This is a genomic window from Mycolicibacterium pallens, assembly GCF_019456675.1.
Taxonomy (GTDB): Bacteria; Actinomycetota; Actinomycetes; order Mycobacteriales; family Mycobacteriaceae; genus Mycobacterium; species Mycobacterium crocinum.
Genome location: NZ_CP080333.1, coordinates 172307 through 193839, shown reverse-complemented (window position 1 = coordinate 193839; position 21533 = coordinate 172307). Strand labels below are relative to the sequence as shown.

Genomic DNA, 21533 nt, shown 5'->3' with positions numbered 1-21533 from the left:
AACCTAGAGCTTGTCGGCCAGCTCCACGAGGTCCGTTGCGGTGACATCGAATTCGTCGGCCTCGAACGGAACCCGATAGCGCCCTGGCTGTCCCCATTCCAGCGGCCGGTCGACGTAGGCGGTCCGCAGGCCGGCGTCGCGGGCGGCCCGCAGGTCGTTGGGGTGCGCGGCGACCAGCATGGTCTCCTCGGGCGCTACGCCCAGGATGTCCGCGCATCCCAGGTAGGCCTCGGGATCAGGCTTGTAGTGACCGAAGATCTCGGCCGACAGCACGCAATCCCACGGCAGCCCTGCATGTTTGGCCATCTCGGTCAGCAGCGAGACGTTGCCGTTCGACAGCGTGGTGATGGTGAATCGTTCCTTGAGCCGGTACAGGCCGGCCACGGCGTCCGGCCATGGAGCCAACCGGTGCCACGCGCGGTTGAGGTGATCGACGTCGTCATCGTTCGCCTGGATGTCGGCATCGCGGAGCAACTCGTCGAGGATCCGGCGGTGCAGGTCGTCCAGGCGTGTCCAGGGCAGCTCGCCGCGACGGACCAGATTCATCGCGGGAACGTAACCGGCCCGCCAGCCGTCGGCGAATGCGGCCCAATCTCGTTGCAGTCCTTGATGATTCCCGAACTGCTCGAGCTCGCCGATGATGCTCGTACGCCAGTCGACGACGGTGCCGAACACATCGAAGGCCAGCACGCGAACCGCTTGCGTGCTGACCCACGATGCGCTCATGTTCAGCCGAGCTTGAAGGAGGCGTGCTCGGCGGCGGACAGGTCGTCGATCGTGGACCACTGCGCGGCGACGTCCTCGACGCTCGGAACGTGGTCGAAGGTGACGCCTTCGTTCTGGAACAGCGCGGCGCGCTGCACCTTGCCGCCGCCGACGATGAACACCGACGCCGAGTCCGGCACCTCTTCGGTGCACAGGTAGCCGACCACCGGCGCGACATACTCCGGCGTGAGCTTCTTGAACACCTCCGGCGGCAGGATGTCCTCGGTCATGCGGGTCGCGGCGATCGGCGCCAGCGCATTGGCCTTGATGTTGTACTTGGCGCCTTCCTGGGCCAGCGTGTTGATCAGGCCGACCAGGCCGAGCTTGGCGGCGCTGTAGTTCGCCTGGCCGAAGTTACCGAACAGGCCGCTGGTGGAGGTGGCGACGACGATCCGGCCGTAGCTCTGCTCGCGGAAGTGCGGCCACGCGGCGCGGATGACGTTGTACCCGCCGTAGAGGTGGACCTTGAGGACGGAATCCCAGTTCTCGAACGGCATCTTGTGGAAGGTGCCGTCACGCAGGATCCCCGCGTTGCTGACAATGCCGTCGATCTTGCCGAACTCATCGAGCGCGGTCTTGACGATGTTCTCGCCGCCCTCGGGCTCGGCGACGGAGTCGTAGTTGGCGACTGCGCGGCCGCCGGCATCCTTGATCTCCTGCACGACCTGGTCGGCCATGTTGTGGCCGGCGCCGGTTCCGTCGCGCGCGCCGCCGAGGTCGTTCACCACAACACTGGCCCCTTCGCGGGCCAGTGTCAGCGCGTATTCGCGACCCAGACCGCCACCGGCTCCGGTGACGACGATGACTCGATCAACAACTCCGGGCATGGGCCTTCCTCTCCTGACGACGGAATGTAACTCTCTGTATACGTGGGCCGTCGGAGCTGCGGGCAGCCGGGTTCAGGTCAGGCCTTCTGCGCGACGACGAAGGTCGCGAACGCGTCCGGATCGTCGGCCATCGGGATGTCGATCCAGCGGCCGAGTCGGCGCATCTCGTCGATGGCGTGCTGTCCAGTCGCAAGCCAGCCGTGGGCGTTGAGCCAGTCGGTGACGTCGGCGCGGTCCGGATCGTTGTAGGTCAGGTTCTGCATGTCGATGGTGCGCTCGATGCCGAGTTGATCGGCGAACGTGTCGAAGCGTTCCCGCATTTCCTGGCGGCGCTCCTCGGAGTGGTGCCCCATGGTTTCGGCCGAGACCCGGCTTCCGGGTGCACTCAATTCGGTGACCATCTCGAACAACCGGTCCTGAGCGTCGCCGGGCAGGTACATCAGCAGTCCCTCGGCCAGCCAGGCAGTCGGTTGCGAGGGATCGAAGCCCTGCTCCTTGAGCGCCGCCGGCCAGTCCTGGCGCAGGTCGACGGGAACCTCGTGGCGCTCGGCCGTGGGCCGCACGTCGTGCTCGGCCAATTTGTTGGCCTTGTACTCGAGAACCAGCGGCTGGTCGATCTCGAAGACCCGGGTGCCGGCCGGCCAGTCCAGCCGGTAGGCCCGTGAATCCAGGCCCGACGCCAGGATCACGATCTGACGGATCCCCGCGGCCACCGCATCGGCGAAGTAGGCATCGAAGAAGTGGGTGCGGACGGCCTGATAGTTGAGCATGTGGCTGAACATCGCGGCGGCCTCGGACTCCGCCTTGGCCAACTTGTCGGCCATGGAATCGTCGAGGAAGTGCTCCCACATCCCGGTCCCGGCGCCCTCGACCAGGATCCGCGCATACGGGTCCTGGATCAGGGCATCGGGCCGGTCGGTCTCGCTGGCCCGCGCGGCGGCCACCAGCACGGCGGTCGAACCCACGCTTGTCGCGATATCCCAGGTGTCGTCATCAGTGCGCACAGTGCTCATGGCTGCGGTATCCCATTCGGCGTCGCGTGACGGCTGATCGTTGGGTGCAGTCCCGACGATGCGGGAAGTCAGCCCAGTTCAGCCAGGCTTATACGACGATGGTACCGAGAAACTTAGCCAGACTATGCGCCTGTGGCACAGGTCACCGGTTCAGTGAACGGCGCGCCACGCCTGACCGTCGAGCAGCTGCAGGAACTGGTCGGTGATCGCCGTCAGACGGTCCTGATCTCCGACGAAGCCGGCGTAGAAGCCCAGCCCCCACATGACCGCCATCAGCATCTCGGCAGCGGCCTCGATGTCGACGTCTGGCCGGACCTCGCCCGATTCGACGGCATCCTTGATGGCCGCCTTCACGTATCCGCGGGTGAACTCCCGCGAGTCGTGGTTGGACTCGGCCAGTTCCGGATGTCGCTCGGACTCCAGCACCGAAGTAACCAGGAAGGCCGCTACCGAGCGGTCCTGACCCTGAGCGTGGACGGCCGCCTCGATGAAGACGCGGATCTTCCCGGCCAACGTGCTTTCCCGCTGCGACTGATGCACGGCGGACTCGATCACCGAGGCGTTCGTCTGGTCGACGACCTCTTGATAGAGCAGCCGTTTGCTGGCGAAGTAATGATTGATCGCAGGTCGGGTCAAGTCGGCACGGATGGCGATTGCCTGGAAGGTGGCAGCGTCATACCCCAATTCGCTGAACACCTCACGGGCAGCGCGCATGATGCGCTCGCGCGTTTCCGCTGCCTTAGCTGCTGGGGGGCGACCCGGGCCCCGACTCGCTGTATGCGGCACAGTCAAATTGTGCCACAAGTTTCCCCATATTTTTGACGGCGAACGACATTTGCTCAGGTCAACAAGATTAGAAATGTGTTCATAATTTGCCCGGCCTTCGGAATCCGTTGCCACAGGGCCGATCTGGCTTGAGATCCGCGTCTGACATGCGGTTTCCGGTTCGGTTATCGGAGAGTGACAGTTGCGACAAATTTTTTTGCCGAGCAATTCGCACGGATATTCGCTATATCTGCACGGCCGTGCGGATGTTCGCGGCCGAAAGATTGCTGGACATTCTCAAGGACTTTGCTAGAGCCGTTTTTGGCGCATCAGAAGGCCTTGCGCATTAGCCTGATCGCACGATCAGTATACGGCGGGTACATGAGTTTGAGGTCAAATTTCGTAGGTTTGGCGAGCACGGCGCGTCGGTGACTGAGCGCCTCGAAGCCCCACTTGCCGTGGTACGCACCCATACCGCTGGCGCCCACTCCGCCGAACGGGAGTTGCGGAACGAGGCAGTGCACAGCGACGTGGTTGATGACGGCGCCACCCGACGGCATGCGGTCGACGAGATCCTTCGCCGTCGACTGCGAGCCGGTGAAGATGTACAAAGCCAGGGGCTTGGGCCGGGCGTTGACGAACGCGACGGCTGCATCCGGCGAATCGACGGAGATGATCGGCAGGATCGGGCCGAAAATCTCGTCCGACATCACCGGGTCGTCGGCGGGCGGATCGACGATCACCGTGGGCTCGATCCGCAGCGCAGCGCGGTCCGACTTGCCGCCGGTGACGACGGTGCCGCCGGTCGCGCTGATCAGCGACGCCAGCCGGTCGAACTGCCGCTCGTTGACGATGCGCAGCGACGGGTCCTTCTCTTCGGCGCGGAACTGCGCGATCGTCGCGACGATCTTGTCGGCCAGCTCGGCCGCGATCGTGCGGTCGGCCAGCACGTAGTCCGGAGCGATGCAGGTCTGCCCCGAGTTCAGCATCTTGATCCAGGCGATCCGGCGTGCCGCCACGTCCAGGTCGGCGTCGGGGAGCACGACGACCGGACTCTTGCCACCCAGCTCGAGGGTCACCGGCGTCAGGGTCGGCGCCGCGGCGGCCATGATCTTGCGGCCGATCTCGGTGCCCCCGGTGAACAGCGCGTGGTCGAAGCCCTGCGCCAGCAGATCCTGGGTGACCGCCGCGTCGCCCTCGACCACACGGATGGCCTCGGAGTCGAGGTACTCCGGAACCAGGCGCGCAATCAGCGCCGAGGTGGCCGGCGCGAGCTCTGACGGCTTGATCACCACGCCGTCACCGGCGGCGATCGCGGCCACCAGCGGCGCCATGCACAGATAGAAGGGGTAGTTCCACGGCCCGATCACCAGGATCACGCCCAGCGGGTCGAACTGCACCCAGGCCTTGCCGGGCTGCTGCGCCAGCGGCAACCCGAACTTTTGCGGCTTGACCCACTTCTTCAGATGCTTGCGGGCGAAGGCGGCTTCGGCCTTGGTCGAACCGATATCGCCGAGCCATGCCTCGAACGAGGAACGGCCCAGATCGCGGGCGAGCGCGTCGGCGATGTCGGACTCACGCTCGTCGCACATCCGCTCCACGGCGCGCAGCTGCTCGGACCGCCACGCCAGCGAGCGAGTCCGACCGGTGTTGAAGACGCGGCGCACGTCAGACAGCACGCCGGCGGCGCCGCCCTCGGTTGCGTGGTCACTGGTGATCTGAACGGTCATGCCAACTCCTCGATTCGATCGCGTGCTTCCAGCTTGCCCCAAGATCGACCGGTGTACACCGCCCGGTCGGGCAACTTGGTCACGATCCTGCACGTCACCGCGTTCTACGCGGGCGCGCACACTATCGTTTGACCCATGGCAACCGTTGCCAACCGGGAGGCGTACTTCGAGACAGGTCTCGAAGTACTCGCAGACGTCGGATACGGCGGGCTGAAACTGGCCGAGGTGTGTAACCGGCTCGGCGTCACGACAGGGTCGTTCTACCACTATTTCACCAGCTGGCCGGCCTACACCCGGGACCTGGTGTCGTACTGGGTGCAGGACCGGACCGTGCGGCTGATCGGTGCCATCCGCGAGGTCTCCGATCCCCGCCGTCGCATCGAGGCGATCATCGAGGTGGGGTTGTCGCTGCCGCACGGCGCCGAGGCCGCGATCCGATCGTGGGCTTCGGTCGACCCGTACGTGCTCGGGGTCCAGACCGAGGTCGACAAGGCGCGGTACAAGATCCTCTACGACTCCGCCCTCGAAATCGTCGGCGACGAGCGCCAGGCCGAAGTCTACGCCGCTTGGGCGGTGTACGTCTTCGTCGGGTATGAGCAGGCCACCCTGCCGCGCGAGCCGGGGATGTTCGGCTGGATCGCCCGCTACATGCTCGACGCGCTGGATTCGGGCAGTTTCGCCAGCGTGCCCCATTAAAGGGGCGTTGACGCCAGCCGTCCTCTGGCGGCGGGTGGTCGATCGGATTCGATCGCGCGACCCCGAGAACGACGGTGCACGACGCGCGGCGCGGGCCGCCATCGTCATCCCGATCGCCGCGGCGGTCAGCTTCGCCGTCGGCGGTGGATCTCAGACACCGCTGTTCACGATCTTCGGGTCGATCGCGCTGCTGATCGTGGTGGACTTCCCCGGCAATATGAACGCCCGGGCGCTGGCCTACGGCGGGTTGGGGTTCAACGGCGCCGTGCTGATCACCCTCGGCACGCTGGCCGCACCGATCCCGTGGCTGGCGATCACGTTGACCTTTCTGATCGGGGTCGCGGTGACGTTCTCCGGGGTGCTCAGCGAGATCGTCGCGGCCGGTCAACGCGCCACCTTGCTGACGTTCGTGCTGCCGGTGTGCACGCCGGCTGGGCCGCTCGGCGAGCGCCTGCTCGGCTGGCTGATCGCGCTGGCGATCTGCGTGCCCGCCGCGTTGTTCCTCTTCCCGCCGCGCCATCACGGCGAGCTGCGCCGCCATGCCGCCGCGGTGTGCGGGGTGCTGGCCGACCGGATCGAGGGCACCGCGTCGGCCGCCGACGTGACCACGGCGATGGACGCGCTGCGGGCCAACTTCCTCGGCGCGGCCTATCGGCCGGTCGCGCTGACCGCGGGCAGCCGTGCGCTGGTGCGGGTCGTCGACGACCTGCAGTGGCTCTGCGATCGCGTCACCGGCGATACGGGTGAGCTGCTCGGGCCGATCGGTGAGCCGGTGGTGCGGGTGCTGCGCGATTGCGCGCAAGTCCTGTTGATCAGTCATCCGGGTGCACGAGCCGACGAGCGTGCCTTGTTGGCCGCTGCGCTGGCTGACCTGCGGACGGTCGCGATCGGCACATACCGCCAGGACATCGTCGACATCCTCGGCGAGCCGGACGACGAGGCCGCCGTCGCACTGGGCCGCACCCTGCTCAACCGGCGCACCGTCGGCGCGGCGACCGGCGTGACCGGGCGGTTGATCGCGAGTGCCGCGGCCGCCGATGCTCGTCCGGTCTGGGCGCGGGTACTGGGCCGTCGGCTGCCGGAAACCGGCATCGCCGACCGGGTGTACTCCGAGACCGAGGCGGTCACCGCCCTGACCAGTGGGCATCTGGCGACCCGGTCGGTCACCGCCCGCAACAGCCTGCGCACCGGTCTGGGCTTGGCGCTGGCGGTTCTTGTCACGTTCGTGTTCCCGGTGCAGCACGGCTTCTGGGTGGTCCTCGGCGCGCTGTCGGTGCTGCGCAGCAGCGCGCTCACGACCGGCACCACCGTCGTGCGTGCGGTCGTGGGCACCGCGATCGGGTTCGGAATCGGCGCCGTCGTCATCGAGCTGCTCGGCGTGGATCCGATCGTGTTGTGGGTGTTGTTGCCGATCGTCGCGTTCGGTTCGGCCTACGTTCCCGAGATCGGTTCGTTCACCGCGACGCAGGCCGCGTTCACGATGATGGTGCTGATCGTGTTCAACCTGATCGTCCCGAGCGGCTGGGCGGTCGGCCTGATCCGGATCGAGGACGTCGTCGTGGGCGCGTCGGTGGGCGTTGTGGTGTCGCTGCTGCTGTGGCCGCGCGGAGTCAGGACGGCCGTGCAGCAGGCGATCGACGCCGCCCGGGAAGTGGGCGCCCGTTATCTGCGGGCGGCAGTCCTGCGGGTCACCCGCGGCGCCTTCGAGCAGACCGAGAACCAGGTGAATGCGCTCAGCCACGACGCGCTGACGGTGTCGCGGACTCTGGATGACGCAGTGCGCCAATACCTTTCGGAGAACGGGGGTCCGACGGATTCCCGCGCACCGGTGGTGCGCGCATCCAGCCGTGCGGTGCGACTACGCGCGGCGGCCGACCTGATCGCCGATATCGTGCCGCCCCCGCTGGCGGTCTACCCGCGGGCGCGGGCGGTGCTCGAGGCGCATGCCGCGGCTCTGTGTTCCCGTTTCGACGGCAGCGGCGGCACCGAACTGACCGCACCGATCAGCGACGACCTGGTGCCCGCGCTGCGGGCCGAAGCCGGGCAGGGTGAGCTCGCCGTCTCGGCAGCCTTGCCGCTGGTGACCGTCGCGGCCAACCTCGGCGAGCTCGAACTGACGTATCCGCCGACGGTCGCCGCCGAGCCGGCGTCGAGATCGACGTGATCAGCCGGCTCGGTGGGGCATCAACGCGCCGGGCGGGACGGTGCCGAACCGGCCGGCGTTGAAGTCTTCGAGCGCCTGGATGACCTCGGACTTGGAGTTCATCACGAACGGTCCGTAGTGGAACACCGGTTCGCGAATCGGCTTGCCGCCCAACAGAAGAACCTCCACGGCGGGCCGGTGGGAGTCCTGGGACGCGGCCGCGGCGACCGTGATGCGGTCGCCCGGGCCGAGCACCGCGAGTTGACCTTGCTGGATCGGGTGTCCGATCGGACCGACCGTGCCACGCCCGGAGAGCACATAGACCAGTGCGTTGTAGTCCCGCGGCCACGACAGGTTCAGCTGCGCCCCGGCCTCGATAGTGGTGTGCGCCAACGTGATCGGAGTATGTGTCGCGCCCGGGCCGGCCCAGCCGTCGACCTCACCGGCGATGACGCGGACCAGCGCCCCTCCATCGTCGGAGGCCAGCAGGCGCACCGCCTGACCCTCGATCGACTGGTAACGCGGCTCGGCGAATTTGTCGGCGCGGGGCAGGTTGACCCACAGCTGGATCCCGTGGAACAGCCCGCCGCTTTCCACGAGCTCGGCCGGTGGTGTTTCGATGTGCAGGATTCCGGCGCCCGCGGTCATCCACTGGGTGGCTCCGTCGGCGATCAATCCGCCGCCTCCGTGCGAATCCTGGTGGGCGAAGCGGCCGTCGATCATGTAGGTGACGGTCTCGAAGCCGCGGTGCGGGTGCCAGTCGGTGCCCTTCGGCTCGCCGGGCGAGTACTCGACCTCACCCATCTGGTCCATGTGAATGAACGGGTCGAGGTCGGCGGCGCTGACTCCGGCGAACGCGCGGACGACCGGGAAGCCCTCGCCTTCATATCCGCGCGACCCGGTGGTGATGGACCGGACGGGGCGTTCGGTATCGGACGGGGCGGCCGCGCTCAGGCGCGGCAGGGACAACGTGTCTGCGGTGACTGCTGGCATGCCCTAATTAACCGGACCGCGGTCCGATTAATTCCTAACCGAGGCTCTGCAGCGCCGCCGCGCGGGCCTCGGCCGCGCTGGCCGTGGTCAGCACCGCAGCGGCAGCGTCGCGGCACTGCTGCAGGGTGACCGATGCGAGTTTGGCGCCGACGCCGGTGACGGCCGCGGCCGCCGCGGACAGCGACGTGATACCGAGCCCGGTCAGCACGCAGGCCAGCAGCGGGTCGGCGGCCGCCTCGCCGCAGACCCCGACCGGCTTGCCGCGGCCGGCTCCGGCGCGCGCGGTCGCAGCGACCAGCGCCAGCACGCCCGGCTGCCACGGATCGGTCAGTGTGGCCAGCTCGGCCGACATCCGGTCGGCGGCCATCGTGTATTGCGCCAGGTCATTGGTGCCGATGGAGAGGAACTCCACGTGTTCGAGGATGTGGTCGGCCAGCAGCGCGGCGGCGGGCACCTCGATCATCACGCCGGGGACGAGGCCACGCGCTCGGGCCCGATCGGCGAACCGCTTGGCCTCGTCGGGGGTGGCGATCATCGGCGCCATGACCCACGGCGCAGTGCCGGTCTTCCCGGCCGCCAGGGCGATCGCGTCGAGCTGACGGTCGAGGATCTCGGGCTGAATGGATTCGATGCGGATGCCCCGCACGCCCAGCGCAGGGTTGGCCTCGTCGGGATGACCGACGAACTTCAGCGGTTTGTCCGAGCCGGCGTCCAGGGTGCGGATGACGACCTTGTGTCCGGCGAACGCGTCGAGCACCTCGCCGTAGATGGCGGCCTGTTCCTCGACGGTCGGTTCGGTATCGCGGTTGAGGAAGCACAGTTCGGTACGGAACAGCCCGATGCCCTCGGCCGGGGTTTCGCGTGCGGCGCGCGCCGCCGAACCGTCTTGCACATTGGCCAGGATCGACACCGGGTGACCGTCGGCGGTCGCGCCCGGGCCCGCCCAGCCGGCCATCGCGGCGGCTTCCGCGTCGGCGGCTTCCACGGCGGCGGTGGCCTCGGCCGGGTCGGGCGAGACCGTGATGGTGCCGCGGGTTCCGTCGATCAGTACGTCGGTGCCTGCCGGCAGTTCGTCGAGCCCGTGCACGGCGACCACACATGGGATGCCGAGCTGGCGGGCGATGATCGCGGAGTGGCTGGTGGGCCCACCCAGTGTGGTGGCAAGTCCCACAACGAGTTTGGGGTCCAGACCGGCAGTGTCTGCGGGCGCGAGGTCTTCGGCGCACAGAATGGCAGGCGCATCCGGTACCGGAACACCGGGTTCGGCCAGCCCGCTCAGTTCGGCGATCACCCGGTCGCGGATATCGCGCAGGTCGGTGACGCGTTCGGCCATCAGTCCGCCCATCTTGGTGAAGAGGTCGACGAACTGGGCCGCCGCTTCGGCGGTCGCGCGAACCGCCGGGGTGCCTTCTTTGATGCGTTTCTCGGCGGCGCCCAGCCACGCGCGGTCCTGCGCCAGCATCGCGGTGGCGGCCAGTACCTCCGAGGCGGCTCCGGTTGCGTGGGCGGCACGCTCCCGCAACCGGCCGGCGACGGCGGCCGCGGCTGCGGTGAACCGGGAAGCCTCCGATTCGCGATCCGCGTCGGCGATCTGGCCCCCGGGGTCGAGCTCGGAGATCGCGGGCAATCGGCCGGGTCGGATGACCGGCGCAAAGCGGACGCCGGGGACGACCGGGACGCCGCTGAGGACCTGTCCGGCACCGAGTGAGGTAGGTGTGGAAGAGACGCTCATGTGAACTACATTACAACTTTCCATTGACAAGTCAACACGTTCGGGAGTAAAACAACACATATCAACATTCAAATCGGCGCGTAACCCACACAAACGGAGAATCGTGTACCCGGAAGAACGTCAGCAGGCGATCGCCGACCGAGTGCTGTCCCAGGGACGGGCCTCGGTCGCCGAGCTCGCTCAGGCCTATGACGTCACCACCGAGACCGTCCGCCGGGATCTGGCGGCACTGGATCGCGCCGGCGTGGTGCGGCGGGTGCACGGCGGCGCCGTCCCGGTCCGGGCGCTGCACGTTGTCGAACCCGGTGTCGACGAGCGCGAGACCACCCGCGCCGACCACAAAGAGGCCATCGCCCGGGCAGCGGCCGATTTCGTTCCGCTGTCCGGCGCCTCGGTGCTGTTCGACGCCGGCACCACCACCGCCCGGGTCGCGGCCCTGCTGCCGACCGACCGAGAACTCGTGGTGGTCACCAACGCCGTGCCGATCGCCGCTCGGCTGGCGGCGATGCCCTCGGTCACCCTGCAACTGCTGGGTGGGCGGGTCCGCGGCCTCACCCAGGCCGCCGTCGGTGAACCGGTACTGCGCGCCCTCGACACACTGCGCGTGGACATCGCATTCATCGGAACCAACGGCATCACCGTGCGACACGGGCTGTCCACCCCCGACGGCGAGGAGGCCGCGGTCAAACGGGCGATGGTCCGCTGTGCGAACTACGTCGTCGTGCTCGCCGATTCATCGAAGATCGGGCGCGAGGAGTTCGTCAGCTTCGCCCCGATCGACAGCGTCGACGCGTTGATCACCGATCCCGAGATCAGCGCCTCGGACCGCGCCGCGCTGACTGAGCGCGGCGTCGAAGTCGTTCTGGCAGGAGGGGATTCATGATCGTCACCGTCACTCCCAATCCGAGCATCGACCGTACGGTGACGCTGCCCGCGGAATTGATCCGCGGCGCCGTGCACCGCGTGCAGTCGGTGACGACGGAACCGGGCGGCAAGGGAGTCAACGTCGCGCGGGCCCTGACGCTGGCCGGGCTGGACACCGTCGCGGTGCTACCCGCCGCGCGGCACGACCCGATCATCACGGCGCTGCTGTCCTGTAGCGTGCCGTTTTTCGCGGTGCCCATCGACGGCGCGGTGCGCACCAACCTGGCCATCACCGAATCCGATGGCACCACAACCAAAATCAACGAGCCCGGCGCGCCGATAGATGAGATCACGCTGGCCGCGCTGACCCAGGCGATTCTCGACCGCGCCGCCGATGCCCGGTGGGTGGTGCTGTCCGGATCGCTGCCACCCGGCATCCCCGACCGCTGGTACGCCGATGTGGTGGCCCAGTTGCAGCCCTATGACTGCAAAGTGGCCGTGGACACCTCGGACGCGCCGCTCGCCGCGCTGGCGGCCGGCTTCGCCACCGCCGCGCCCGATGTGATCAAGCCGAACTCCGAAGAGTTGGCGAGCCTCGCCGGCGTCGACGCCCAGGAGCTGGAAGACGCTCTTGCCCAAGGTAATCCGGATCCGGTGGTGGCTGCCGCACAGCAGCTCATCGACCGCGGCGCCAGGACCGTGCTGGCCACGCTCGGTGCTGCCGGAGCACTGCTGGTCAACGACACCGGCAGCTGGCTGGCCACCCCACCCCCGATCAAGCCCAGGAGCACCGTCGGCGCCGGCGACTCCTCCCTCGCGGGCTATGTGCGCGCCGACGTCGGTGGCGCCGAAGCGCCACAGCGGCTGCAGATGGCCGTCGCCTACGGCAGCGCCGCTGCGGCACTTCCCGGTTCGGCGCTGCCGACACCGGCCCAAATCGACCTCGATGACGTGGCGGTCACCTCGATATCGCCCTACCCCGCGCGCCCCTAGAAAACCGGAAGGCCACCATGACGAACTCCACGATCATCAGCACCGATCTGGTATTGCTCGACGTCGATGCCGGCACCGACAAGGAGTCGGTGATCGGCCGGCTCGCGAGCCGGCTCGCTGACAGCGGCCGGGTCAGTGACGGTGCGGCGCTGCAGGCCGCGGCCATGGCGCGCGAAGCGCAGTCGGCCACCGGACTTCCGGGCGGCATCGCGATCCCGCACTGCCGATCGGCCGCGGTGTCCGCACCGTCGATCGGGTTCGCCCGGCTTTCACCGAAAGTGGACTTCGGTGCGCCCGACGGCCCGGCGGATCTGGTGTTCCTGATCGCCGCCCCGGATGGCGCCGGCGCCGAGCACATGAAGCTGCTGTCCAGTCTGGCGCGTGCGCTGGTGCGCCCCGACTTCGTGCAGTCGCTGCGCGAGGCCGCCTCCGCCGACGACGTGGTGGGCCTGGTCGACGGCGTGGTGAATCCCGACGGAGCCGCGTCCGCCGCCGCGCCGGCCGCCAAACCCGTTGCACAGCAGACGAAGTCTATTGTGGCGATCACCGCGTGCCCCACCGGCATCGCGCACACCTATATGGCCGCCGACGCGCTCAAGCTGGCCGCGGAGCGTGCCGGGGTGAACCTGACGGTGGAGACCCAGGGTTCTTCGGGCAGTACCCCGGTGAGCGCCGACACCATCAGCGGCGCCGACGCCGTCATCTTCGCCACCGACGTGGGTGTCAAGGACCGGCAACGGTTCGCCGGCAAGCCGGTGATCGCCTCCGGCGTCAAGCGGGCCATCAACGAGCCGGACACGATGATTGCCGAAGCCGTTGCCGCCGCGGACAACCCGAAGGCCGCCCGGGTCGAGGGCACCGCGACCGCCGCGGACAGCGGCGCGCCGGCCGGCAATGTCGGGTGGGGCACCCGCATTCGGCAGATCCTGCTGACCGGTGTCAGCTACATGATCCCGTTCGTGGCCGCAGGCGGTCTGCTGATCGCCCTGGGCTTCCTGCTCGCCGGGTACGACATCGGTAAGGACCTGGATGGTGGAAAACCCGTCGGCTACGGGATGAATTCGGTGGGCGCACACATCGCCACCACCAACTCGCTGGCCAACCTGCCCAGCGGAGGCTTCTCCCAATACCTGGGTGCGGTGTTGTTCACCATCGGCGGGCTGGCCTTCATGTTCCTCGTCCCGGCGCTGGCCGGCTATATCTCGTTCGCGATCGCCGACCGGCCCGGTATCGCACCGGGTTTCACCGCAGGCGCCGTGGCGGTGTTCGTCGGTGGCGGCTTCATCGGCGGCATCGTCGGCGGCCTCATCGCCGGTTTCGCGGCGCTGTGGATCAGCCGGATCAACGTGCCGCAATGGCTGCGCGGCCTGATGCCGGTGGTGATCATCCCGCTGTTCGCCTCCCTGATCGTCGGCCTGCTGATATTCCTGCTGCTGGGTCGTCCGCTCGCTGCCATCACCTCTGGTCTGACCCACTGGCTCAACGGGCTCACCGGCGCCTCGGTGATTCTGCTCGGCGTGATCCTCGGCCTGATGATGTGCTTCGACCTCGGCGGCCCGGTCAACAAGGCGGCCTACGCCTTCGCCACCACCGGGCTCAACGTCGCCGATCCGGCCTCGCTGCGCATCATGGCCGCGGTGATGGCAGCCGGTATGGTGCCGCCACTGGCGATGGCGCTGGCCACCACTGTCCGGCCGGGTCTGTTCAGCGAGCCGGAACGTGAGAACGGCCGCGCCGCATGGCTGTTGGGCGCCTCGTTCATCTCCGAAGGCGCCATCCCGTTCGCGGCCGCCGACCCGCTGCGGGTCATCCCGTCGATGATGGCCGGCGGCGCGGTCACCGGTGCGCTGATCATGGCCTTCGACGTCACCCTCAAGGCACCGCATGGCGGGATCTTCGTGTTCTTCGCGATCGGCAACCTGGTGTGGTTCCTGGTCGCCCTGGCCGCGGGCACGGCGGTCGGCGGGTTCGCGGTGATCGCTGCCAAGCAGTTCATCCGTAAGGCGGCCGATACCGACACACCCGCCACCGCCGCTCCCGTCGCCCAAACGGCAGTTTGACCGCAGAAGTACGAGTAGACATCGACAAATCGTCGAGTTCGACACCCCTAGAAGGAGACCCCATGCACACCAAGACCGTCATCGTCGGCTCGGCGATCGGCCTGCACGCCCGCCCCGCCGCGATCATCTCCGAAGCCGTTGTCAACGCGGGTGTTCCGGTGACGCTGGCGGTGGACGGCGGGGAGCCGGTGGACGCCGGTTCGGCGCTGATGATCATGACGCTGGGCGCGGGCAACGGCGCGCAGGTCACCGTCGCCTCCGAGGACGAGGCCGCCTGCAAGGCGATCGCCGAGCTGGTCCAGCAAGACCTCGACGCCTGAGATCCGGTCAGACCAGACCCTTCAGCATCAGGTTCCAGTACAGCCACGGCAGTCCGTACTTCTTCATGTACCAGTACGGCCGATGCGGCTTGGTGGGATCCAGAATCGGGAACGACGGCTCCAGCTTCATGTCGTAGTCGAACTCGGCCAGCAGCATGTCGTGCGATGACGTGACGATCGGGCATGACGAGTAACCGTCGTATCGTGCCTGCAGTGGCCGGCCCGTGAGGAAGGCGTCGATGTTCTCAACGACCACCGGAGCCTGTTTGCGAATCGCGGCGCCGGTCTTGGAGTTCGGCGTCGAGCCGGCGTCGCCCAGACCGAAGACGTTCGGGTACCGCACGTGCTGCAGGGTGAACTTGTCGAGCTCCACGTAGCCGTTGTCATCGCCGGTCGACAGCGGGCTGGTCTTGATCCAGTCCGGTGCCGACTGGCGGGGGACCGCGTGCAGCACGTCGTAGGCCAGCGTCCCGTCGGTGCCGCCCTCGCCGACGGCGGTCAACGTCACCTTCTTCGAATCCCCGTCAACTGCAGTCACTTCCGACATCGTGTGCAGCTGGATGCCGTAGCCGGCAATCACCTTGTCGAGGTTGTCGGCGATCGCGGGAATGCCGAAGGCCCGCGGTGTCGGAAGCACCAGATGTACGTCGATCTTGTCCAAGACGCCCTGCTTGCGCCAGTAGTCGCTGGCCAGGTAGGCGATCTTCTGCGGTGCGCCACCGCACTTGATCGGACCCGAGGGCATCATGAACACGGCTGAGCCCGATCGAGTTTCGCGAATGAAGTCCCAGGTGCGCGGGGCGAGGTCGAACCGGTAGTTCGACGACACACCGTTGTGGCCGACCGCCTCTGCGAGTCCGTCGGTGCGATTCCAGTCCAGCTGGATGCCCGGGCACACCACCAGCGCGTCGTACTCATAGGTCGCGCCGTCGGCACAGGTCACTGTGTTGGCATTGGGGTCGAATACGCTGGCTGCCTTGCGGATCCAGGTTGCGCCCGATGGCATCACCGAAGATTCGGGCCGCGCGGTGGTCGCGGCTTTGGCCTGTCCACCACCGACGAGTGTCCACAACGGCTGGTAATAATGCTGGTCCGACGGTTCGATGACCGCGACGTCGGTGTAACCCTTGCGTAGCAGCCGGGCGGCGACGGTGATTCCCGCGGTCCCGCCGCCGACGATCAAGATCTGGTGCTTGGCTGTGATGGTCATGATCTCTTGCGTTTCCTTTCAGGCGTTCTGGACGGCTGCTTCCCAGGCGCCGTAGCCGCCCAGGACATCACTGACATCGGCGAAGCCGTGCTGCCGCAGCAGACTCGCAGCCACCGAGGAGCGGTAGCCGCCTGCGCAGTACACGACCGTCGGCTTGCGGGGGTCGAGTTCATCGACGCGAGCGGGAAGCTGACCGACCGGGATGTTGACCGCACCGGCGATCATCCCGGCGGCGGCTTCGCCCGGGTTGCGGACGTCCACGATCTGCAACTCGGGCACATCGGCCATCCGCTCGCCGAGCCCGTTCGCGGTCAGCCGGGAGGCGACCTCGACATCGTCACGGTGGGTGAACATCGTCTGGTAGGGCTCAGCGAGATAGCCGACCACGCGATCGAAACCGATTCGCGCCAAACGGTTCTTGCCTTCGCGCTCCATGCCCGGCTCGGTCATCAGCACAATGTCGACATCGGGCCGAACCACCGACCCGGCGAACTCGGCGTAGCGACCCTCCAGGCCGATGTTGATCGCACCACGGAGGTGACCCCGCGCGAACTCCTCGGGCGTGCGCCCGTCGACCAGCATTGCGCCGGCGTTCATGGCCTCGCGCACCTGCGAGTAGGTCATCGGTGCGGGCATCTGAGCCTCGTCGAGCAACGCGCGGTCCTTGCGGTTGAGTATGGCGTCGTAGACGAAGTAGCCCGGCGCCGGAGGCTGGCCCTCGGTGACGAGTTCCATGAACGTCGCTTTATCACCGGCCCGCAGCGCGTAGTTGGTGCGGCGCTGTTCACCCATCGTCGACCACAGGTCGGTCGAGAGGTTCTTGCCACACGCCGAACCGGCGCCGTGTGCGGGATACACCCGCGTGGTGTCGGGAAGCGTCATCAACTTGTCGTGCAATGAGTCGTACAACTTGTCGGCGAGTTCCTCGCGACTGAAACCGATCGAGGCCAGCAGGTCCGGGCGCCCAACGTCACCGACGAACAGGGTGTCACCGGTCAGCACGCCATACGGCTGGGTGTCGTAGGGATGCTCGTAAATCACGATGCTCAGCGACTCGGGGGTGTGCCCGGGGGTGTGCCGAAACTCCAACTGCACCTGCCCCAGGGAGTAGCGCTCGCCGTCCTCGACCGCCATGAAGTCGAACTCCGGTTCGGCAACCGAGGAGTACACGATCTTGGCCCCGGTCGCGGCGGCCAATTCCAGGTGGCCGGACAGGAAGTCGGCATGGAAGTGGGTTTCGATGACGAGCTCGATACGCATCCCGAGTTCCGCTGAGTCACTGAGGTATTCGGACACATCGCGTTGGGGGTCGACGACAACCGCGCGGCCCGTCGATTCATCACCGATCAGGTAGGACGCGTGCGACAGACAATCCAGGTAGTACTGGTTGAACTTCATTGTGGGTTCCTTTCTGGACGTGCGGACGATCAGGTTGCGGCGGCCGTCACGGTGTGGCGGTTCAGTGCCCGCCGCAGCGGGCATGCGGCAATGTGGTTGCAGGCGAACGCAGATGCGGGGACCAGGCAGGTGAGCGCCACACCGACGTAGCCGACGATCGGGTTCAGTTGTTGGCCCAGGACGACCGAGGCCATCACCAGGACGAACCACCCGAACGCTCGACGCAGCACCTCGGGATTGATCCGGTCGGCGAACCTCACCCCGACCAAGGCGCCGGCAACGGCCGCGGCGGTCACCATCGCCGCCACCGCCCAGTCGATCCGCATGACCGACAGGTAGCCGGCCAGTCCGGCGAACGAGTTCATCGCGATGATCGCCAGCGAGGTTCCCACCGCGGCCGGCATGGTCAGTCCGCCCAGAAGCACCAGGGCCGGCACCACCAGGAAACCGCCACCGGCACCGACAGTTCCGGTGACGAGGCCCAAGGCGAGCCCGATCGCAGCTGTCTTGACCAGGGGCATGCGGCGCTGCGGAGCACCGGCTCCTGTCGATCGCCGGCCCCGCAGCATCGCGATCGCGGTCGCGACCATGATCACCGCGAACGCCACGAGCAACGCGTCGCCCGGAATGAACCGGGTCAGCTGACCGCCGCTGTAGGCGCCGATCATCGACGACGCACCGAAAAGCATGGCCGTGCGCCACTGCACCCGCCCGGCGCGCGCATGTGAGAACGCCCCCACGACACTCGTCACGCCGACGACCAGCAGTGAGGTCGCGATCGCCACTTTGGCGTCCATGCCGGCGACATAGACCAGCAGCGGCACCGTGAGGATCGAACCGCCGCCTCCGAGCAGGCCAAGGGAGACGCCCACGAGCACGGCCAATCCGACTGTCAGCCCGATCATGCGGCACCTCCTGGCCTCACTTCTGATACCCCATGGGGTATCTTCTTGGCTCAGCTTATATACCCAAGGGGGTATGTGCAACTGAGAGCGCCGGCCCGGTGCAGACTGGGGTCTTTGGTCCCTACAGATGCAGGCGGTCGGCCATCTGCCCGACCGGCGCGCTGCTAGCATCCGTCCATGGCCGAGGCGCCGGGTGTCAGGAAGGCCGGCGGACGGCTGGGCCAGTTTCTGCGAGACTCCGGCTATCTGCGTAAGTGGTTGATCCTCGGAGTCGCGATCGGCATCATCGCCGGGCTCGGCGCGGTGGTCTTCTATCTCGCGCTGGATTACACGGGGCGTGTGCTGCTCGGCTACCTCGGCGGCTACCACCCGCCGCAGGCCTATGCGGACGGCGGTGGCACCGGATCAGCCGGCTTCGTCCGTCCCTGGGCGATTCCGCTGATCGTGTTCGGCGGCGCACTGGTGTCGGCCTTCCTCGTCGCGAAACTGGCGCCCGAAGCCGAGGGGCACGGCACCGACAGCGCCATCGAGGCCGTCCACACCGACCCCCGTTCGATCCGCGTCCGCGCGGTGTTGGTGAAGCTGGTGTCCAGCGCGCTGACCATCGGTTCCGGTGGCTCAGCGGGCCGCGAGGGACCGACCGCCCAGATATCGGCGGGCTTCGGGTCGCTGCTCACGCGGATGTTCGACCTGTCGGACGCCGACGGACGCGTCGCGGTTTCGCTCGGAATCGGCTCAGGCATCGGCGCGATCTTCGGCGCCCCCCTCGGTGGCGCGGTGCTGGCCGCCTCGATCGTGTACCGCGAGGACTTCGACTACAAGGCGCTGATTCCAGGCTTCGTCACCTCGGGCACCGCGTATGCAATCTACGGATCGATTCTCGGCTTCGAGCCGATGTTCGGCTTCGTCGCGCACGACTATCAGTTCGACCCGGCCCAGCTGGGCTGGTTCGCTCTGATCGGAATCGTCTCGGCGGCAGTGGGGTACGCTTACGCGCGGATCTTCTACGGCGCGGTCGCGCTGACCCACCGACTGCCCGGCGGAAAGATCATCAAGCCCGCTGTCGGTGGCCTACTCGTCGGTCTGCTGGCGCTGGTGATCCCGCAGATCCTCTCCAGCGGTTACGGATGGGTGCAGCTTGCCACCACACGCGACGGGCTGCTGACGATCCCGTTGTGGATCGTCCTCGTGCTACCCGTCGCGAAGATCGTCGCAACGTCGTTGTCGATCGGAAGTGGCGGATCCGGCGGGATTTTCGGGCCGGGCATCGTGATCGGTGGCTTCACTGGTGCGGCGTTGTGGCGGCTGGCGGATCTGGCGGGCGCGCCGGCTGTGCCTGGCGGGCCAGCCGTTTTCGTGATCGCCGGGATGATGGCCTGCTTCGGCAGCGTCGCCCATGCGCCGCTGGCGGTCATGCTCATGGTCGCCGAGATGACCGGTTCGTTCGCGGTGATTCCGGGTGCGATGATCGCCGTCGGCATCGCGTACCTGATCATCATTCGCACGCCGGTGTCGATCTATCAATCGCAGCGGCTCAACCGGGAAACGGCTGCCGCCGAACGCGTCACCGTCCCCGCCCCGGAGATCCTCGCGGCCGACGACGACGACGAACCGGTGAAGTGAACTCCGGCAGCCGTTCAGATCACTGTCTCAACACGATTGCGCAAAGTTCGATGCTTTTGACTCGGTGACACTGCGATCATCACGTGAGATCGACCCGTTCGACGAGAAGGGTTACCCAGTGACAGCTCCCACGATGGCGCACCGACTGGCCGCGGAATTCATCGGCACGTTTCTGTTGGTTCTGGGTGGCTGCGGCGCCGCCGTTTTCGCCGCCAACCCCGCCGGTGACGGCTCGGTGGGCATCGGGTTCCTGGGTGTGGCGCTCGCATTCGGGCTGACCGTGCTCACCGGCGTCTACGCGTTCGGAACCATTTCCGGCGGGCATTTCAACCCAGCCGTCACCTTCGGGGCCGCGCTCGCCCGACGCGTGGAGTGGAAAGCTCTGCCTGCCTACTGGGTCATCCAGGTGGCCGGCGGTCTGGCCGGCGGTGCCGTGATCTATTGGATCGCCTCTGGCAGAGCCGATTTCACGGCAACGGGGCACATGGCCGCCAACGGATTCGGTGAGCACTCACCGTTCCACTACTCGCTGGCCGCGGTGGTGATCGCCGAGGCGTTGCTGACGTTCCTGTTCCTGCTGGTGATCTTGGGCGCCACCGATGACCGGGCACCAAAAGGATTCGCCGGCTTGGCAATCGGCTTGATGCTCACGCTCATCCACCTGATCTCGATCCCCATCTCGAACACGTCGGTCAACCCGGCCCGTTCGATGGGCGTGGCGTTCTTCAACGGTGACGGTGCACCCGCGCAGCTATGGGTGTTCTGGCTGGCGCCGCTCGCCGGCGCGGCCGTGGCGGGTGCGCTCTACCCGCTTCTGTTCGGCCGCGCCGAGGAGCTTGCTGACCGTCCGGTCCGCGACGACGCGCTGGAGCGCTGAGGGTCAGGCTCAACGGGCCGCGTCCGCGGCGCCCTTCTCCGTCGACTTGCCCTCGTGTGACAAAGTGCCACCGGCGTTTTCGAGGTGGGCACGCACGAACCACTGGAACTTCTCCAACTCGGCGGCGTGGCCGATGAGGATGTCCTGGGTCACCGGGTCGAGTTCCTCGGTGGCCTCGATGCTGTTGCGCAGGTCCTCGATGACGCCGTCGTAGACCAGATCGACTGCCGCGAGGTGGGCCTGGACAGTGTCACGGCCGACGGAGTAGTCGTCCCACGTGCGATCTTTCAGGATCGCGCCCGGCGTGCCCTGGGGCGATGCACCAAGAGTGGCGATTCGCTCGGCGACTTCGTCGACGTAGCCGCGAACGAGTTCGACCTGCGGGTCGATCATCTCGTGCACGCCGATGAAGTTGGGGCCGACCACGTTCCAGTGCACATGCTTCAGAGTCAGGTGCAGATCGTTGTAGGTGCTCAACTGCTTCTGTAGGAGGTCAGCCACCTTGCGGGCCTTGGCTTCGGTCAATCCGGGGACAGTGAACTTAGAACCCTTGGAACTCATTTCGCTCGCTCCTTCCGCTTTTCGGTCTCGAACGGCTCATACCCGAGTCGTTGCGCAG

19 protein-coding genes are annotated in these 21533 nt (G+C 67.3%); 8 read left to right on the top strand and 11 right to left on the bottom strand.

The annotated features are described in order from the left end of the window. Positions 1–3 precede the first annotated feature (3 nt). The 5 genes from K0O64_RS00965 to K0O64_RS00945 all read right to left on the bottom strand — a co-directional run bounded on the left by K0O64_RS00965 (position 4) and on the right by K0O64_RS00945 (position 5100). On the bottom strand, positions 4–726 hold the full coding sequence (locus K0O64_RS00965; RefSeq protein WP_071948169.1) for a haloacid dehalogenase type II: 723 nt from the start codon (positions 724–726) through the stop codon (positions 4–6). Between the two features lie 2 nt (positions 727–728). Further along, a complete protein-coding gene (locus K0O64_RS00960; RefSeq protein WP_071948170.1) occupies positions 729–1592 on the bottom strand; it encodes an SDR family oxidoreductase in 864 nt (287 codons plus the stop codon). A 77-nt stretch (positions 1593–1669) separates the two neighbouring features. Further along, positions 1670–2605 (bottom strand): class I SAM-dependent methyltransferase, encoded by a 936-nt coding sequence (locus K0O64_RS00955; RefSeq protein WP_071948171.1) that lies wholly within the window; start codon positions 2603–2605, stop codon positions 1670–1672. A 150-nt stretch (positions 2606–2755) separates the two neighbouring features. Further along, complete coding sequence (locus K0O64_RS00950; RefSeq protein ID WP_071948172.1) at positions 2756–3391, bottom strand: TetR/AcrR family transcriptional regulator; 636 nt, start codon at positions 3389–3391, stop codon at positions 2756–2758. Positions 3392–3699: 308 nt separating this feature from the next. Then, positions 3700–5100: an aldehyde dehydrogenase family protein gene (locus tag K0O64_RS00945; protein ID WP_071948173.1), complete on the bottom strand. Its 1401-nt coding sequence runs from the start codon at positions 5098–5100 to the stop codon at positions 3700–3702. A 135-nt stretch (positions 5101–5235) separates the two neighbouring features. Here K0O64_RS00945 and K0O64_RS00940 point away from each other — a divergent pair, with 135 nt between their 5' ends. Further along, positions 5236–5796, top strand: coding sequence for a TetR/AcrR family transcriptional regulator (locus tag K0O64_RS00940; RefSeq protein WP_071948174.1), 561 nt, complete (start codon positions 5236–5238; stop codon positions 5794–5796). Between the two features lie 34 nt (positions 5797–5830). Further along, complete coding sequence (locus tag K0O64_RS00935) at positions 5831–7960, top strand: FUSC family protein (protein ID WP_225933591.1); 2130 nt, start codon at positions 5831–5833, stop codon at positions 7958–7960. On the opposite strand, the gene K0O64_RS00930 is transcribed toward K0O64_RS00935, so the two are convergent. Both K0O64_RS00930 and ptsP read right to left on the bottom strand, forming a co-directional pair. Then, positions 7961–8932, bottom strand: coding sequence for a pirin family protein (locus K0O64_RS00930; protein WP_096309557.1), 972 nt, complete (start codon positions 8930–8932; stop codon positions 7961–7963). It abuts the gene before it with no gap. Between the two features lie 34 nt (positions 8933–8966). Beyond that, positions 8967–10664 carry a phosphoenolpyruvate--protein phosphotransferase gene (gene ptsP / locus K0O64_RS00925; RefSeq protein ID WP_425574740.1) on the bottom strand — a complete coding sequence of 566 codons (1698 nt, stop codon included), beginning with the start codon at positions 10662–10664 and terminating at the stop codon, positions 8967–8969. A 103-nt stretch (positions 10665–10767) separates the two neighbouring features. Here ptsP and K0O64_RS00920 point away from each other — a divergent pair, with 103 nt between their 5' ends. The 4 genes from K0O64_RS00920 to K0O64_RS00905 all read left to right on the top strand — a co-directional run bounded on the left by K0O64_RS00920 (position 10768) and on the right by K0O64_RS00905 (position 14901). Beyond that, entirely contained in the window at positions 10768–11547 is a 780-nt protein-coding gene (locus K0O64_RS00920; RefSeq protein WP_096309555.1) for a DeoR/GlpR family DNA-binding transcription regulator, read from the top strand. Continuing rightward, positions 11544–12521 carry a 1-phosphofructokinase gene (gene pfkB, locus K0O64_RS00915; protein ID WP_096309554.1) on the top strand — a complete coding sequence of 326 codons (978 nt, stop codon included), beginning with the start codon at positions 11544–11546 and terminating at the stop codon, positions 12519–12521. The genes K0O64_RS00920 and pfkB overlap by 4 nt, the downstream gene beginning before the upstream one ends. Before the next feature lie 17 nt (positions 12522–12538). After that, a complete protein-coding gene (locus K0O64_RS00910) occupies positions 12539–14581 on the top strand; it encodes a PTS fructose transporter subunit IIABC (protein WP_096309553.1) in 2043 nt (680 codons plus the stop codon). A 62-nt stretch (positions 14582–14643) separates the two neighbouring features. Further along, positions 14644–14901 carry an HPr family phosphocarrier protein gene (locus K0O64_RS00905; RefSeq protein WP_047328422.1) on the top strand — a complete coding sequence of 86 codons (258 nt, stop codon included), beginning with the start codon at positions 14644–14646 and terminating at the stop codon, positions 14899–14901. Between the two features lie 7 nt (positions 14902–14908). On the opposite strand, the gene K0O64_RS00900 is transcribed toward K0O64_RS00905, so the two are convergent. Genes K0O64_RS00900 through K0O64_RS00890 form a run of 3 tightly spaced genes read right to left on the bottom strand, consistent with a single transcriptional unit; the run spans position 14909 to position 18414 of the window. After that, positions 14909–16111 carry an NAD(P)/FAD-dependent oxidoreductase gene (locus K0O64_RS00900; protein WP_096309552.1) on the bottom strand — a complete coding sequence of 401 codons (1203 nt, stop codon included), beginning with the start codon at positions 16109–16111 and terminating at the stop codon, positions 14909–14911. Between the two features lie 18 nt (positions 16112–16129). Next, positions 16130–17509 carry an MBL fold metallo-hydrolase gene (locus tag K0O64_RS00895; RefSeq protein ID WP_096309551.1) on the bottom strand — a complete coding sequence of 460 codons (1380 nt, stop codon included), beginning with the start codon at positions 17507–17509 and terminating at the stop codon, positions 16130–16132. 29 nt (positions 17510–17538) lie between these two features. Next, positions 17539–18414 (bottom strand): sulfite exporter TauE/SafE family protein, encoded by an 876-nt coding sequence (locus K0O64_RS00890; RefSeq protein ID WP_096309550.1) that lies wholly within the window; start codon positions 18412–18414, stop codon positions 17539–17541. Between the two features lie 177 nt (positions 18415–18591). On the opposite strand from K0O64_RS00890, the gene K0O64_RS00885 reads away from it, so the two are divergent. Together K0O64_RS00885 and aqpZ are read left to right on the top strand one after the other, a co-directional pair. Continuing rightward, complete coding sequence (locus K0O64_RS00885) at positions 18592–20037, top strand: chloride channel protein (protein WP_096309549.1); 1446 nt, start codon at positions 18592–18594, stop codon at positions 20035–20037. Positions 20038–20155: 118 nt separating this feature from the next. Continuing rightward, a complete protein-coding gene (gene aqpZ / locus K0O64_RS00880) occupies positions 20156–20914 on the top strand; it encodes an aquaporin Z (protein WP_096312634.1) in 759 nt (252 codons plus the stop codon). A gap of 9 nt (positions 20915–20923) precedes the next feature. Here the strand turns inward: aqpZ and K0O64_RS00875 are convergent, their stop codons facing one another. Beyond that, positions 20924–21475, bottom strand: a complete 552-nt coding sequence (locus K0O64_RS00875; protein ID WP_096309548.1) for a Dps family protein — start codon at positions 21473–21475, stop codon at positions 20924–20926. Between the last annotated feature and the right edge of the window lie 58 nt (positions 21476–21533).

Excerpts from the sequence above, each read along its gene's own strand:
- K0O64_RS00900 (WP_096309552.1), bottom strand. The coding sequence starts at position 16,111 with ATGACCATCACAGCCAAGCACCAGATCTTGATCGTCGGCGGCGGGACC.
- K0O64_RS00890 (WP_096309550.1), bottom strand. The coding sequence starts at position 18,414 with ATGATCGGGCTGACAGTCGGATTGGCCGTGCTCGTGGGCGTCTCCCTT.
- K0O64_RS00940 (WP_071948174.1), top strand. The coding sequence starts at position 5,236 with ATGGCAACCGTTGCCAACCGGGAGGCGTACTTCGAGACAGGTCTCGAA.
- K0O64_RS00945 (WP_071948173.1), bottom strand. The coding sequence starts at position 5,100 with ATGACCGTTCAGATCACCAGTGACCACGCAACCGAGGGCGGCGCCGCC.
- K0O64_RS00910 (WP_096309553.1), top strand. The coding sequence starts at position 12,539 with ATGACGAACTCCACGATCATCAGCACCGATCTGGTATTGCTCGACGTC.
- K0O64_RS00960 (WP_071948170.1), bottom strand. The coding sequence starts at position 1,592 with ATGCCCGGAGTTGTTGATCGAGTCATCGTCGTCACCGGAGCCGGTGGC.
- ptsP (WP_425574740.1), bottom strand. The coding sequence starts at position 10,664 with ATGAGCGTCTCTTCCACACCTACCTCACTCGGTGCCGGACAGGTCCTC.
- K0O64_RS00905 (WP_047328422.1), top strand. The coding sequence starts at position 14,644 with ATGCACACCAAGACCGTCATCGTCGGCTCGGCGATCGGCCTGCACGCC.
- K0O64_RS00895 (WP_096309551.1), bottom strand. The coding sequence starts at position 17,509 with ATGAAGTTCAACCAGTACTACCTGGATTGTCTGTCGCACGCGTCCTAC.
- pfkB (WP_096309554.1), top strand. The coding sequence starts at position 11,544 with ATGATCGTCACCGTCACTCCCAATCCGAGCATCGACCGTACGGTGACG.
- K0O64_RS00875 (WP_096309548.1), bottom strand. The coding sequence starts at position 21,475 with ATGAGTTCCAAGGGTTCTAAGTTCACTGTCCCCGGATTGACCGAAGCC.
- K0O64_RS00955 (WP_071948171.1), bottom strand. The coding sequence starts at position 2,605 with ATGAGCACTGTGCGCACTGATGACGACACCTGGGATATCGCGACAAGC.
- K0O64_RS00885 (WP_096309549.1), top strand. The coding sequence starts at position 18,592 with ATGGCCGAGGCGCCGGGTGTCAGGAAGGCCGGCGGACGGCTGGGCCAG.
- K0O64_RS00930 (WP_096309557.1), bottom strand. The coding sequence starts at position 8,932 with ATGCCAGCAGTCACCGCAGACACGTTGTCCCTGCCGCGCCTGAGCGCG.
- K0O64_RS00965 (WP_071948169.1), bottom strand. The coding sequence starts at position 726 with ATGAGCGCATCGTGGGTCAGCACGCAAGCGGTTCGCGTGCTGGCCTTC.